Source organism: Rhodanobacter ginsengiterrae (genome assembly GCF_050026815.1).
GTDB classification, from domain to species: domain Bacteria; phylum Pseudomonadota; class Gammaproteobacteria; order Xanthomonadales; family Rhodanobacteraceae; genus Rhodanobacter; species Rhodanobacter ginsengiterrae.
In genome coordinates, this window is record NZ_JALBWO010000056.1 from 1 (window position 1) to 12615 (window position 12615).

Genomic DNA, 12615 nt, shown 5'->3' on the forward strand with positions numbered 1-12615 from the left:
GGCGGGGGGGGGGGGGGGGGGGCGCGGGGGGTCGCAGTGTGGCTCCGGGGGTCCCGGCCCCCCGGCCGGTGAGTTGGGGCGGGGGTGCGCTGCTGGCGGTGGCGTTTGGGGGCGGTGGGGGGGTTGGGGGGGGGGGGGGGGGGCCCCCCCCCGCCACGCGCTCACGACATGGCCGATTCGACGAAGGTGACGGTGTTGCCGTCCGGGTCGCACACCGGGGCGAACCGCACGTAATGGGTGGCCAGTTGCGGCGCAGGTACATCGATATGACGATCCTGCAGCGTGTGCAGGATCTCGTCGAGGTTATCGACCATGATGCCGACCGAGGTCGCGCCGGCACGGCACGACGACGCCGCCATCAGCTCATTTCTGGACAGCAACTGGATGCGCGTGCGCCGCGCGATCTGCCATTCGGCGCAAGACGCGTTCGGAGTGTTGTCGGGGTCCCGACCGAACAGGCGGGCATACCAGGCGCTGGATGCAGCGAAATCGCTCACGGCAACGGTGGCGAGAACCTGGTGGGCAGTCATGACATGTCTCCGCGAGTGATGGAGCTACATTTAGCGCCTTGCCCATGTCGACAACGTGAAGGGGCGCTTCATGCCCGTATACTCGCGGCCCGATTGAACGCGAGAGGATCGCCCCATGTCCGCCATTCCCGCCTGCCCGTCGTGCGCGATGGAGAACACCTACCCCGACGGCGGCCACTATATCTGCGCCGATTGCGGCCACGAATGGCCGATCGTCGCTGCGGAAGGCGATGGGGTCGAGGCGCTGCAGGTTCGCGACGTCAACGGCAACGTGCTGAACAGCGGCGACACGGTGACCGTGATCAAGGATCTCAAGGTGAGGGGCTCATCCATCCCGCTGAAGCAAGGCACGGTCATCCGCAACATTCGCCTGGTCGACGGTGACCACGAGCACATCGAAGGCAACTCGGACAAGATCAAGGAGTTGGTATTGAAGGCCTGCTTTCTGAAGAAGGCCTGAGGCCGGCAGCATGCGCGGGTCTGTACGCGCGGCACTCAGTATCAGGCCATGCCGGCGTTGAAGCGTTGCACGAACTCGCCGGCAGGCTCCGGCCTGCCCAGATGGTAGCCCTGGCCGAAGTCGCAACCCATGCCGGCCAGCAGGTCTTCGGTGGCCTGGCTCTCGATGCCTTCGGCGATCGTGGTGAGCTCCAGATGATGGGCCATGTTGATGATGGCGCTGACCAGTCGCGTCGTGTGCGGATCGTCGTGCATGCCGGCGACCAGCGACTGGTCGATCTTCAGCTCGGTGGCAGGGAAGCGGCGCAAGTAGGAGATCGAGGCATAGCCGGTACCGAAATCGTCGATGGCGATGCGTACACCCATGTCGCGCAGTCGGCGCAGGACCAGCACGCTCGACTCCAGATCGTTGGCCAGGGCGGTTTCGGTGACTTCCGCGATCACCGAGGTCGGCGCGACGCCCCAGATGTCGAGCGCACCCTTGAACTGTTCGACCATGCCGGGGTGCGAGAAAGCCTGCGGCGAAAGGTTGATGGCGAAGCTCAGTTCGCCGCTCGCGCAGAGCGGCGCGGCATGGCGCAGGGTGGCGTTGATGCTCCAGCGGGTCAACGCTGAAATCAAATCACTCTGTTCGGAAAACGGCACGAAACTGGCCGGCGATACCGCACCGTGGCGTGGACTGGTCCAGCGTGCCAGCGACTCGACCGCCACGATGCGCCTGGCCTGCAGGTCGCATACCGGCTGGAAGAACACCTGCAGCCGGTTTGCCTCGATCGCCTCGCGCAGTTCGTCGTAGAAAATCTCCACCTGGGTATCGTGCGGCTGATAGATATCGCACGGTTCGCTTCGGCGTTGTGCCTCGTCCAGCGCCATCGCGGCGCGTCGACACAACAGGTCGGCATCCACGCCGTGTTCCGGATACAGCGCAACGCCCATCACCGCGCGCAACTGCCACGGCGATTCCATCCCGTGCAGCGGCTGCTCGAACGCCTGGCCGAGCCGCGCGCTGGCCAGCAGCACATGATTGCGGCTGAGCATGTCGGGCAGCACCACGGCATAGCTGTCGTCGCCGGCGCGGAACACCTGGTCGACCGGGCGCAGCGATTGCCCGATCAGCGCATGAGCCTGTTCGCCAGCCTGTTCGCCTTGCGCGTAGCCGAAACGCAGCGCGATCTGGCGCAGCCCGCGGGCACGAAGCATCAATACGGCGAAACGGCCACCGCGGTCGGCACAGGCGGCGATCTGCTGATCGATCGCGGCGAACAGGGATTCTCGATTCAGCATGTCGGCATCGAGCCCGGGCAGGAAGGAGGCGTGCAGGTCAGGCGCATCATTTCAGGAACAGGTCGGCGGCGTCGATGCCGTAGTCGCCAGCCACCAGGCTGCGCACGATGTCCACCCCACCATCGTTGCCCTGTTGCAGCATCAGGTCGATCTGGCGGAATTCCTCCAGCGGCTGCTTGTTCGGCCGGGTCAGCACCACGACTTTCGGGCGCAGGCGACGCACCTGGTTCTGCGCCATCACCACGGCGACCTCGCCGCTGCTCAGTTCGACCAGCGATCCGGTCGGGTAGACGCCCAGGCAGACCTGGAAGCGCTCGATCATCTCGGCCTGGAACAGTGTGCCGCGGGCGGCGTAGATCTGCCGCAAGGCGTGGTGGCGCGAAATGGGGGGGCGATAGGGGCGCGGACTGATCATCGCGTCGTAGGTGTCGATGATGCCGAGCATGCGGCCGGTGATCGGAATCATGTTGCCAGCCAGGCCTGCGGGATAGCCGCTGCCATCGTGGCGCTCATGGTGGGTGCGCAGGATGTCCAGCACGTCCTGGTCGGTGATGTCCGATTCGCCGACGATCGCCAGTCCGGCGACGACGTGCGAGCGCACCACGTCCACCTCGGTGGGCGATAGTGAACCCGGATAGCGCAACAGGTTTTCCGGAACGCGGGTCTTGCCCACGTCCATCAGCAAACCGCCAGCGGCCAGGCTGAGGATGGTCTCCTCGGCGAAGCCCATGTGCCGGCCGAACGCGGCGGCCAGCGCGCTGCAGCCGATCGAGTGGCTGTAGGAATAATTGTCGTGCCGGCGCAGCCCCTCGACCAGGAAGAAGGCATCGGCGCTGCGCAGCACGCTGGCCACCAGCGGGCGTACCGCCTGTTCCACGCGCTCCACCGAGAGTTCGCGGCCGCTGGCGATGTCCTCGTAGATCCGGTCGACCATCTGGCCGGCGTTGTCCAGCGCCGCATGCGCGCGCGGTGCTTCCTCCTCGACCGGAATCTTGTCGGCGTAGTGGACGGTGTCCTTGAAGCGGGTTCCGGAGAGGCTGGTGCGGGTCAGCGCCGGCCGCGGCGTGATCGCCACCTGGCGACGGAGGTCGACGTACACATACCGGCAAATCGCGCGAATCGCCGCGAGGTCCTCGGGGCTGGCCAGCCCCACACCTTGCAGCGGATAGGAGGTTTCCTCCCACGGCCGATCGAGCCGGCACACGTACATGCCGAGCCGAAGATCGGTGACGTCCATGCGCTGTTCTTCGATCTCAAAAGCCACGCATTGTCCCGATGGGCCGGCTGGAACGGAGCGGGCCTTCCAGCTGGCGGCGGCCAGCTTCGCCTTGGTGGTCCGCAACAAGCAGCAGCCTATCAGCAGACTGCGTGCGCATGCCAATGAAGAATGCTGCTCACGGCGCCCGCTGGGCCTTGGCCCGACAACGCGCGCGCCCCGGCGGCAAACCGATGTCGACCTGTCGCTGGCGATTGGCATGATGGATGGCGCCGACTACAGTGCAGCACCGCTCAAGCACAAGGTTGCCCCGTGTCGCCCACTCATCGACTTCTGCGCATGCTCCGCTCGATCCATCTCCATCTCGGCGTATTCACCGCTCCGATGCTGCTGTTCTTCGCGGTCACCGGTGGGCTGCAGACGTTCGGCCTGCATGAGACCACGCGTGGCGGCAGTTACGCGCCGCCGGCGTGGCTGGCCAGCGCAGCGCAACTGCACAAGAAGCAGACACTGACGACGCCGCAGCGGCGGCGCCCGCCGCTGCAGGCAGCTGATGACAAATTGCCGCCGGCGCCGGAACGGCGTGCGCGCGAAGAGCCGGTGCGGGCCGCGCAACAGAACCTGCTGCCGATGAAGGCCTTCTTCGCGCTGGTGGCGCTGGGGTTGCTGGTGTCGGTGCTCAGCGGGCTGTACATGGCCTGGCGGTTTACCCGTCGGCCGGGCGTCTTCGGCGCGGTGTTCGGCGCCGGCATCCTGGTGCCGCTGTTGCTGTTGTTGTTCTGATCGCTCCATCGCACGCCCGGACACGACGCCAGTGCGTCCTGTCCGGGCGTGCTGCGCTCAGGCAACGGTCAGGGTGACGTCGATGTTGTTGCGGGTGGCGTTGGAGTAGGGGCACACGATATGCGCCTTCTGCACCAGCGCCTCGGCGTCGGCGCGGGGCAGGCCGGGGATCGAGATGGTCAGCTCGACCTCGATGCCGAAGCCGGTCGGAATCTGGCCGATGCCGACCTGTCCGGTGACCTGGGTGTCGGCCGGCAACTGCAGCTTCTGCTGGGCCGCGACGAACTTCATTGCACCGAGGAAGCACGCCGAATAGCCGGCAGCAAACAGCTGTTCCGGGTTGGTGCCGTCACCGCCGGCGCCGCCGAGTTCCTTCGGCGTGGTCAGCTTGATGTCGAGCACCTGGTCGGACGAGGTGGCGCGACCGTCACGACCGCCGGTGGCAGTGGCCTTGGAGCGATAAAGCACTTTTTCGATGGACATGATGTCTTTCCTGAGTGGTGGGTTCGAGTTGATAAAATGCGCTATTTGATAGCGCGCTATGCAATTGAGAAAACGAAAACCGGCGATCAACTGTCGGTGGACAACTTGCTGCGCAATTCCTGCAATTCCTGTTTCAGATGCATCAGGTACTCCGGTGCGCAGCGGGTGGCACAGAGCACGGATTCCTGTACCTGGCTCGCCCTGGTTTGCAGTGCCTTGCCCCGCGTGGTGAGGGAGATCACGACATGGCGTTCGTCGTCGCGGGAGCGCAGCCGCGTCACCAGCCCGGCCGCTTCCAGCCGCTTGAGCAGGGGAGTCAGGGTGGCGGAGTCGAGGAACAGGCGCTCGCCGATTTCCGAGACGCTGAGGCTCTCGTCCTCCCACAACACCATCATCACCAGGTACTGCGGGTAGGTGATGTCGAGCGCCTTGAGCAACTTGCGATAGACCTTGTTCATCGCCAGCCCGGCCGAATACAGCGCAAAGCACACCTGCGCATCGAGCCGGGGTGCGGCGTTGGCGACGGGCTTTGACATGGCACGGGCGGCGTTCATGGCTGCGCATATTACATAGCGTACTATTTATTTGCAAGCTATTTGCTTCATGCCTTCCGGCACGTGCCGGAAATCGGGTGGTGGCCTATGGTGGCGCGATCGACACGAGGAGGGCAGGTGATGCTGAAGACGGTCTGGGTGTTGCTCCTCATCGGCATCGGCTTGCCCGCGATGGCATCGGTGCCCGCGCCGTCCGTGCCGCCGGCCCGGGTGGCAGTCCTGGTGACCTTGCATCAATTGCACACCACCACGCCGGGCTACTCGTTCGATGCCCTCGGCCGCGCCATCGAGCAATTGCAGCCGGATGTCTTGTGTGTCGAACTCCAGCCCGACGATCTGAAGCGGCGCCCCACCGAGCCGACCAAGCAGGAATACCCTGCGGTGATCTATCCGCTGATCGATCGGCATCACTATCGGGTCTATGCGCTGGAGCCGGCCGAGCCGGTCTATGGCGAAATCCTCAAGCCGTATATCCAGGCCGGCCAGGACTTCAGCGTGGGCAAGCCTGAGCAGGCCGAAGCGTTCTCGCGCTACAGCGATGGCGTCTACGCCGGTTTGCAGAGCTACTGGACATCGCCGGCGCGGGTCAATGACGAGGTCACCGATGCGGTGCTGCGTGCCAAGCATGAGCTGCAGCAGGCCATGGTCGGCGAGGGCGAACGCGTCGGCTGGGAGCGTTGGAACCATCATTTCCTCGATGTCATTCTGACGGCGGCGAAGGAGAATCCCGGCAAGCGCATCGTGGTGACGGTGGGGGCCGAACATGGTTACTGGTTGCGCGGACAGCTCGCTCGCGCGGCGGGAGTCCGGCTGCTGGACGCATCGGTCTTGCTGGGGAGTGCAGCCCCGCAGCAAGCGCCACTCCGGAACTGAAGGCGAGGCAACGACAAAGGGGGTTTTGCATGGACTTTCGAATCACCCGCATGGCGGCGCTGGCCGTTGCTGCGTGCCTGGTGCTGAACAGCGCCAGCGCGCAAGCGAAAAGCGCGGATGACGCAGCCCGGCGTGAGGCGCTGGACACGGTGAACGCGTTGTTTGCCGCGATGGCCAGACATGATGTCGAAGCTTCGCGTCGGTTGATTCTGCCCGGCGCCAACTTCGTCGTGCTGCCGAGCGATGGCAAGGTGCGGATCGAGCCCGATGGCGGCTATCTCGACACCCTGGCCACACGCAAGGAAGCGTTTCTCGAGCGGATCTGGGACGCGCAGGTTACGGTGCAGGGCAACCTCGCCCAGGTCTGGGCGCCCTACGATTTCCACCTCGACGGAAAGTTGTCCCATTGCGGTATCGACAGCTTCAGCCTGATGCGCACGGTCGAAGGCTGGCGCGTGGCCGGAATCAGCTACACCGTGCAGAAAACCGGTTGCCCACCCAGTCCGCTCGGTGCCGTGAGCCCATCGGCCGCCGCCATCGTCATTCCAGCGGCGCGGTGATGATCAACTGGTCGACGTCGTAGCCGCGCTGGCGCGAGCGCTCTTTCAGAGTGTCGAACAGCACGCGTTCCATGCCGGGCTGGCGCGACAGAAACCACAGGTGCTTGCGGCCGGGACTGCCGATCACCGCCCACTGGTAATGGGTGTCCACTTCGATCACCCAGTAATCGGCCCAGGCGGCCGGCAGCCAGCTCAGCCAGCCGGGTGCGAAACGCACCTCCAGCGCGCCGCTGCGACCGTCCTTGATGCGTGCCACGCCGGTGATCGACATCCTGCCCTTGCGGGTCTGGCAGCTGTTTTCCACGCGTATGGTGCCGTCGGTGTTCGGCGAGTAGTTGGCGGTTACGCCATTCAGGCACTTGCGCTCGAAGTACATCGGCAGCCGCGCCACCTCGTGCCACTGGCCGGCATAGTGGTGCATGTCCAGCGATGTCACCGGTTCGTTGGGCAGGCTGGTTGCCGTCGCCGGTGCAGCGAAAAACAGCGCGGCAAGCAGCAGAAGAAGCAGTATTGGCATGCCTGGCACCTGTCTGGTTCGGTTACCCATGCTACGTCCCCGATGTCCGAATGGATGCAGGCCGGATGCTGCAGAGCGATGGTGCTCGACCATCCGCGAACCGGTCAGCCTGCGCGCTGAATCCGGTCGAACGAGAACAGCGAGGCCAGGCGATGGCTGCGCCGCTCAATCAGCGAGCGGACCAGGTCCGCTCCGAGCATGCTGTAGGTGATGCCGTTGCCGCCATAGGCCATCGCGAACTGGACGCGTGGTCCATATTGCGGATGCGCGCCGAAAAACGGCAGGCCGTCGTCGGTTTCGGCAAAGGTTCCGCCCCAGGCGAACGCGGGTGTCAGCTGCAGGCTCGGCATGGCCTTGGCCACTTTCGCGACCAGCTTGTGCGCCTTGCGGTCGACCCGCGCGTCGCGCAGGGCCGGCACGTCGATGGCGTCGTCTTCGCCGCCGACCAGCAGACGGTTGTCGCTGGTGGTGCGCATGTAGAGGTAGGGTCGCGCACTTTCCCACACCATGGTGTCGGCCAGGCCATGCAATGCTTCGCGGTCGAGCGGATCGGTGACGAAGGCGTAACTGCTGCGGTTCTTCGCTACTGGCTGTTCAAGCCATTGCTGGCTGGCGTATCCGGCGGCGACCACCACATGCCCCGCATGCAGAACCACGCCATCGGCGCTGCGCAGGGTGACGGCGCGGCTTGTCGGCGCGATCGAAGCGATCTGGGTGCGATCGAATACCGCGGTGCCCGAACGCTCCATGCGGATGAACAGGCGATTGGCCATCCGGTAGGGATCCAGGCTGGCGGCGAGCGGCGTGAAGATGGCGCCCGGTGCCTCGATGCCGAAGTCGGCACGAAGTTCTTCGCCGGACAGCCACGAGGCCGGCAAGCCATGTTTGCAGCGCAATGCGAGTTCGCCCCGCATTCCCGCGACATGACGGCGCCGGCTGGCGTAATACAGGCTGCGCTTCGGTGCGTAGCCCACGTCGCGCACCTCGCGCGCCAGTGCACCCAACCGCGGGATCGCCTCGGCGCAGGCGGTGTAGGCCAGCGCGGCATCGGCTTCGCCCAGGCGCCCGGCCAGTTCGGTCATCGGCGTGTCGATTTCGTATTGCAGCAGCGCGGTGCTTGCCGCTGAACTGCCCCAGCCGATATCGCGCTGTTCCACCACGATCACGTCATGTCCGCCACTGACCAGTTCATTGGCGATCAGCGCACCGGTGATGCCGCCGCCGATCACCACCACGTCGCAACGCATGTCCCGTGACAACGGCGGGAAGGCGTGCATCAAGCCGTTGCTGATCGCCCAGAACGGGTAGCCGCTTTTCAGGTCCATGGCTCCTGCACCATTGCTGTCGATTCGATAGGGTCAGCGTCGATGGTCGCGTGTCTGCGCGTCGTGAGGAGCCCGCCTGGAGAGCTTGTCGCGTGACTGGCCGGCGGGCGATGACAGGCTTACCATGCATGTCCCCCAATCGTTGCCAGGAAGTCCGCGTGCCGCCGATCATCGCCGTGCAACAACTCAGCAAGACCTACGCATCCGGTTTCAAGGCACTGAAGAACATCGACCTGGAGATTCGGCAAGGCGAGATTTTCGCCCTGCTCGGTCCGAACGGCGCCGGCAAGACCACCCTGATCAGCATCGTCTGCGGCATCGTCAACCCCGGCGAAGGCAGGGTGCTGGCCGATGGCCACGACGTGGTGCGCGACTATCGCGCCGCGCGCAGCAAGATCGGCCTGGTGCCGCAGGAGCTCACCACCGACGCCTTCGAAACGGTATGGAACACGGTCAGTTTCAGTCGGGGGTTGTTCGGTCGCGCGCCCGATCCGGCGCACATCGAGAAGGTACTGAGGGACCTCTCGCTGTGGGACAAGAAGGACAACAAGCTGATCACGCTGTCTGGCGGCATGAAGCGCCGGGTGATGATCGCCAAGGCGTTGTCGCACGAGCCGCGCATCCTGTTCCTGGACGAGCCCAGCGCGGGTGTCGACGTGGAACTGCGCCGCGACATGTGGGCGATGGTGCGCGCGCTGCGCGACACCGGCGTCACCATCATCCTGACCACCCATTACATCGAGGAAGCCGAGGAGATGGCCGACCGCATCGGGGTGATCAGCAAGGGTGAATTGATCCTGGTCGAGGAGAAGGTCGCCTTGATGAACAAGCTGGGGCGCAAACGGCTGACCCTGCAACTGCAGAATCCGCTCGAAAGCATTCCGTCGTCGCTGGCCGGCCATGCGCTTGAACTGTCTGCCGACGGCCAGCAACTGGTCTACACCTTTGACGCGCAGAGCGAGCACACCGGCATCGATGGCCTGCTGCGGCGACTGGCCGAGGCCGGCATCGACTTCAAGGACCTGAAGACCAGCCAGAGCTCGCTGGAAGACATCTTCGTAGATCTGGTGAGGGCGCGCGCATGAACATCCACGGCATTCGCGCGATCTATCGTTTCGAGATGGCGCGCACCTGGCGCACCCTGCTGCAGAGCATCATCTCGCCGGTGATCTCGACCTCGCTGTATTTCGTGGTGTTCGGCGCGGCGATCGGTTCGCACATGGCCGGCATCGACGGGGTCAGCTACGGCGCCTTCATCGTGCCCGGCCTGGTGATGCTGTCGCTGCTGACGCAGAGCATCTCCAATGCGTCGTTCGGCATCTACTTCCCGAAGTTCGTCGGCACCATCTACGAGATCCTGTCGGCACCGGTGTCGCCGTTCGAGATCGTGGCCGGCTATGTCGGCGCCGCGGCAAGCAAGTCGATCATCCTGGGCGCGATCATCCTGGTCACCGCGCGGCTGTTCGTCACCTTCGAGATCGAACATCCGCTGTGGATGCTGGCGTTTCTGCTGCTGACCGCGGTGACCTTCAGCCTGTTCGGTTTCATCATCGGCATCTGGGCGGACAATTTCGAGAAGCTGCAACTGGTGCCGCTGCTGATCGTGACGCCGCTGACTTTCCTCGGTGGCAGTTTCTATTCGATCCACATGCTGCCGCCGTTCTGGCAGAAGGTCACCTTGTTCAATCCGGTGGTCTACCTGATCAGCGGTTTCCGCTGGAGCTTCTACGGCGTGGCCGACGTCAGCATCGGCGTCAGCCTCGGCATGACCATGGTGTTCCTGGCGGTCTGCCTGGCGCTGGTGTGGTGGATCTTCCGCAGCGGCTATCGCCTGAAGGCCTGAGCGCATTCGCAGCCAGTGACATGAACGATTCAACGCCCGGTGAGTCCAAGGCGGGGTATTCGCCGACCGAACGGGAGCAGGCATGAGCAGACAGACTTCGACAGGCAACTGGATCGCGGCGGCCGTGCTGGTGGTGGCCATCGCGGCGGGCGGCGTGTATCTGGCGCGCAAGGCGACGCATGTGGGCGAGACGACGTCCGCCGTGCCAACGGTGTCCACCGCGACGCCGTCCGGCGGCGCGCCGGGCGAACCTGCCATCCAGCATCCCATCGAGCAGGCGCAGACGGCTCCGGCCAGCGCTTCGACCGCACCGCTGCCGGCGCTGGATGGCAGCGACGAAAGCGTGGCCGATGCGCTGGCCGGGCTCGCCGGCAGCAGCGACCTGTCCGCGCTGCTGGTTCGCCAGCGCGTCGTCGAGCGCATCGTCGCGACACTGGATGCGCTGCCACGTCACGAGGCGCTTGGTTCCTTCACCCTGCCGGCGCGTACGCCCAAGGGTGCGGTCGTCGTCGACGATGCCGCCGGCTCCATGCGACTGGCCGCGGGAAACAGCGGGCGCTACGCACCGTATCTGCGGGTCGTCGATGCCACCGATCCGACGGCGCTGGTGCGCTGGTACGTGCACGCCTATCCGCTGTTCCAGCAGGCCTACCGCCAACTGGGCTATCCCAAGGGCTATTTCAACGACCGCCTGATCGTGGTCATCGATGACCTGCTGGCGGCGCCGCAACCGGAACAGGCACCGCTGTTGCTGCGTTCGAAGTCGTACTACGTCTACGCCGATCCGGCTCTGGAATCGCTGTCGACCGGGCAGAAGCTGATGATCCGGGTCGGGCCCGACGGTGAGGCCAGGATCAAGGCGAAGCTGCGTGCGATCCGGGCGCAACTGGTCGGCCGGGACATGGGCAGCGCAGCGCCGAACGGCGCCGGCTGGCAGCCGGCGCCCAGCCCGCGTTCAACATGATGGCCGTTCGATGACCGCTTCCGATCACGTGCAGTCCGATCTTTTCGGTGCCACCGCAGGCCGCCCGGCCGCCGTGCATCGACTGTTCTTCGCGCTGCTGCCGGACGCCGCCACCCGCGCGTGGCTGGCGCAGGCTGCGCAGTCGGTCAGGGCGGCGCACCCCGCGCTGCGCGCGCGCTGGGTCGCGCCACAGCGCTATCACGCCACCCTGCATTTTCTGGGCGAGCATTCGTCGTTGCGGCAGGATGTGGTTGCTGCAGCCGTTGCAGCGGCAGATCGCCTTGCCGCCGAGCCGTTCGAGTGGGTATTGAACGAAGCGGCCAGTTTCCACGCCAGCCAGCCGCCGTGGATCCTGCGCAGTGCCGGGTTTCCCGCGCCATTGCAGGCCTTGTGGCAGGGTTTGCGCGGTGCCCTGATCCTGGCGGGGCAGGGGCGTCACCTGGAACGCCAGTTGACTCCCCATGTGACGATTGCCTATGGCGACGGCCACGCGCTGGCGCCGGCCGCGATCGAGCCGCTGGCATGGCGGGTGGAGCGGTTCGGGTTGTTGCACAGTGTGAGCGGCAGGGCGGACTACCACCGGCTTGCCGAATGGTCGCTGCAACCCGGTGGCGTGCAGCGGGTTCAGGCGTAGGGCGTGCCGTCCTTGTGCAAGTAGTGCTCCACGCCGGGCGCCAGATCCAGGTCGATGTCGGAGTAGTGGCAGGCATCGTCATCGCAGCGGCTGCCGATATCCAGATAGACGGCCGTTTCTCCACTGCGGTTGACCAGATGGTGGCCATCGTCCACGTTGCGGGGAAACGCGGCGGCGTCGCCGGCACGCAGCATTTGTTCGCCGGCGTTGCTGATCAGGGTGACTTCACCGGACAGCACATAGACGAATTCCTCCTCCCGCGTGTGCCAGTGGCGCTGGCTCGACCACGCGCCCGCCGGCAGCTGGACCAGATTGACGCCCAGATCCACCAGCCCGCCGGCGCGGCCCAGCGCCTTGCGCATGCGCTGGCTGACAGCTTGATCGTAGGGCGCGGGATAGTCCGAACCCTGGCGGGTCGTGACGCTGGCGATGTCGATCTTCGGCATGGACGGTTTCCCTCGGCAGTTGTCGGATGATGGCCGCATTGTGCCTGCCGCCGGCGTTTCCGCATCGCGCACGTGTGACCGTTTGTGAACAAGCGAGCGGGTACAGTGACGGCCTGGCCCTGGATCTCTGGCGGAGGTTGGCGT

Annotated in this window: 16 protein-coding genes; 8 read left to right on the top strand and 8 right to left on the bottom strand. The window is 65.4% G+C overall.

All coding sequences use genetic code 11. The annotated features are described in order from the left end of the window. Positions 1-161: 161 nt before the first annotated feature. Entirely contained in the window at positions 162-530 is a 369-nt protein-coding gene (locus ACQGNJ_RS12785; protein ID WP_426689636.1) for a VOC family protein, read from the bottom strand. 115 nt (positions 531-645) lie between these two features. Here ACQGNJ_RS12785 and ACQGNJ_RS12790 point away from each other — a divergent pair, with 115 nt between their 5' ends. Then, a complete protein-coding gene (locus tag ACQGNJ_RS12790) occupies positions 646-990 on the top strand; it encodes a zinc ribbon domain-containing protein YjdM (RefSeq protein WP_426689637.1) in 345 nt (114 codons plus the stop codon). A gap of 41 nt (positions 991-1031) precedes the next feature. On the opposite strand, the gene ACQGNJ_RS12795 is transcribed toward ACQGNJ_RS12790, so the two are convergent. Together ACQGNJ_RS12795 and ACQGNJ_RS12800 are read right to left on the bottom strand one after the other, a co-directional pair. Beyond that, entirely contained in the window at positions 1032-2273 is a 1242-nt protein-coding gene (locus tag ACQGNJ_RS12795) for a putative bifunctional diguanylate cyclase/phosphodiesterase (protein ID WP_426689638.1), read from the bottom strand. A 46-nt stretch (positions 2274-2319) separates the two neighbouring features. Continuing rightward, positions 2320-3537 (bottom strand): HD-GYP domain-containing protein, encoded by a 1218-nt coding sequence (locus ACQGNJ_RS12800; protein ID WP_426689639.1) that lies wholly within the window; start codon positions 3535-3537, stop codon positions 2320-2322. A gap of 291 nt (positions 3538-3828) precedes the next feature. Here ACQGNJ_RS12800 and ACQGNJ_RS12805 point away from each other — a divergent pair, with 291 nt between their 5' ends. Continuing rightward, positions 3829-4272 carry a PepSY domain-containing protein gene (locus tag ACQGNJ_RS12805; RefSeq protein ID WP_426689640.1) on the top strand — a complete coding sequence of 148 codons (444 nt, stop codon included), beginning with the start codon at positions 3829-3831 and terminating at the stop codon, positions 4270-4272. A 57-nt stretch (positions 4273-4329) separates the two neighbouring features. Here the strand turns inward: ACQGNJ_RS12805 and ACQGNJ_RS12810 are convergent, their stop codons facing one another. Continuing rightward, positions 4330-4755: an organic hydroperoxide resistance protein gene (locus tag ACQGNJ_RS12810; protein WP_426689641.1), complete on the bottom strand. Its 426-nt coding sequence runs from the start codon at positions 4753-4755 to the stop codon at positions 4330-4332. Between the two features lie 86 nt (positions 4756-4841). Next, complete coding sequence (locus tag ACQGNJ_RS12815; protein ID WP_426689642.1) at positions 4842-5291, bottom strand: MarR family winged helix-turn-helix transcriptional regulator; 450 nt, start codon at positions 5289-5291, stop codon at positions 4842-4844. Between the two features lie 138 nt (positions 5292-5429). On the opposite strand from ACQGNJ_RS12815, the gene ACQGNJ_RS12820 reads away from it, so the two are divergent. Both ACQGNJ_RS12820 and ACQGNJ_RS12825 read left to right on the top strand, forming a co-directional pair. Continuing rightward, on the top strand, positions 5430-6182 hold the full coding sequence (locus ACQGNJ_RS12820) for a hypothetical protein (RefSeq protein ID WP_426689643.1): 753 nt from the start codon (positions 5430-5432) through the stop codon (positions 6180-6182). A 50-nt stretch (positions 6183-6232) separates the two neighbouring features. Beyond that, positions 6233-6742 (top strand): nuclear transport factor 2 family protein, encoded by a 510-nt coding sequence (locus ACQGNJ_RS12825; RefSeq protein WP_426689644.1) that lies wholly within the window; start codon positions 6233-6235, stop codon positions 6740-6742. Here the strand turns inward: ACQGNJ_RS12825 and ACQGNJ_RS12830 are convergent. Together ACQGNJ_RS12830 and ACQGNJ_RS12835 are read right to left on the bottom strand one after the other, a co-directional pair. Beyond that, a complete protein-coding gene (locus tag ACQGNJ_RS12830; RefSeq protein WP_426689645.1) occupies positions 6723-7259 on the bottom strand; it encodes a lipocalin family protein in 537 nt (178 codons plus the stop codon). The two genes, ACQGNJ_RS12825 and ACQGNJ_RS12830, sit on opposite strands and share 20 nt — an antisense overlap. A 104-nt stretch (positions 7260-7363) precedes the next feature. Beyond that, positions 7364-8584, bottom strand: a complete 1221-nt coding sequence (locus ACQGNJ_RS12835; RefSeq protein ID WP_426689646.1) for an NAD(P)/FAD-dependent oxidoreductase — start codon at positions 8582-8584, stop codon at positions 7364-7366. A gap of 128 nt (positions 8585-8712) precedes the next feature. Between ACQGNJ_RS12835 and ACQGNJ_RS12840 the strand changes: the two genes are divergently transcribed. The 4 genes from ACQGNJ_RS12840 (at position 8713) to ACQGNJ_RS12855 (ending at position 12025) form a co-directional block, all read left to right on the top strand. Next, complete coding sequence (locus ACQGNJ_RS12840; RefSeq protein WP_426689647.1) at positions 8713-9669, top strand: ABC transporter ATP-binding protein; 957 nt, start codon at positions 8713-8715, stop codon at positions 9667-9669. Then, positions 9666-10427, top strand: coding sequence for an ABC transporter permease (locus ACQGNJ_RS12845; protein ID WP_426689648.1), 762 nt, complete (start codon positions 9666-9668; stop codon positions 10425-10427). Before ACQGNJ_RS12840 ends, ACQGNJ_RS12845 begins: the two co-directional genes overlap by 4 nt. Before the next feature lie 82 nt (positions 10428-10509). Next, on the top strand, positions 10510-11391 hold the full coding sequence (locus ACQGNJ_RS12850) for a DUF3014 domain-containing protein (protein ID WP_426689649.1): 882 nt from the start codon (positions 10510-10512) through the stop codon (positions 11389-11391). Positions 11392-11401: 10 nt separating this feature from the next. Continuing rightward, positions 11402-12025 (top strand): 2'-5' RNA ligase family protein, encoded by a 624-nt coding sequence (locus tag ACQGNJ_RS12855; protein WP_426689650.1) that lies wholly within the window; start codon positions 11402-11404, stop codon positions 12023-12025. Here ACQGNJ_RS12855 and ACQGNJ_RS12860 read toward each other — a convergent pair. Further along, the gene (locus ACQGNJ_RS12860) at positions 12016-12471 is read right to left on the bottom strand and encodes a cupin domain-containing protein (RefSeq protein WP_426689651.1); all 456 of its coding nucleotides are present in this window, start codon (positions 12469-12471) and stop codon (positions 12016-12018) included. The genes ACQGNJ_RS12855 and ACQGNJ_RS12860 overlap by 10 nt on opposite strands. Positions 12472-12615: the final 144 nt, after the last annotated feature.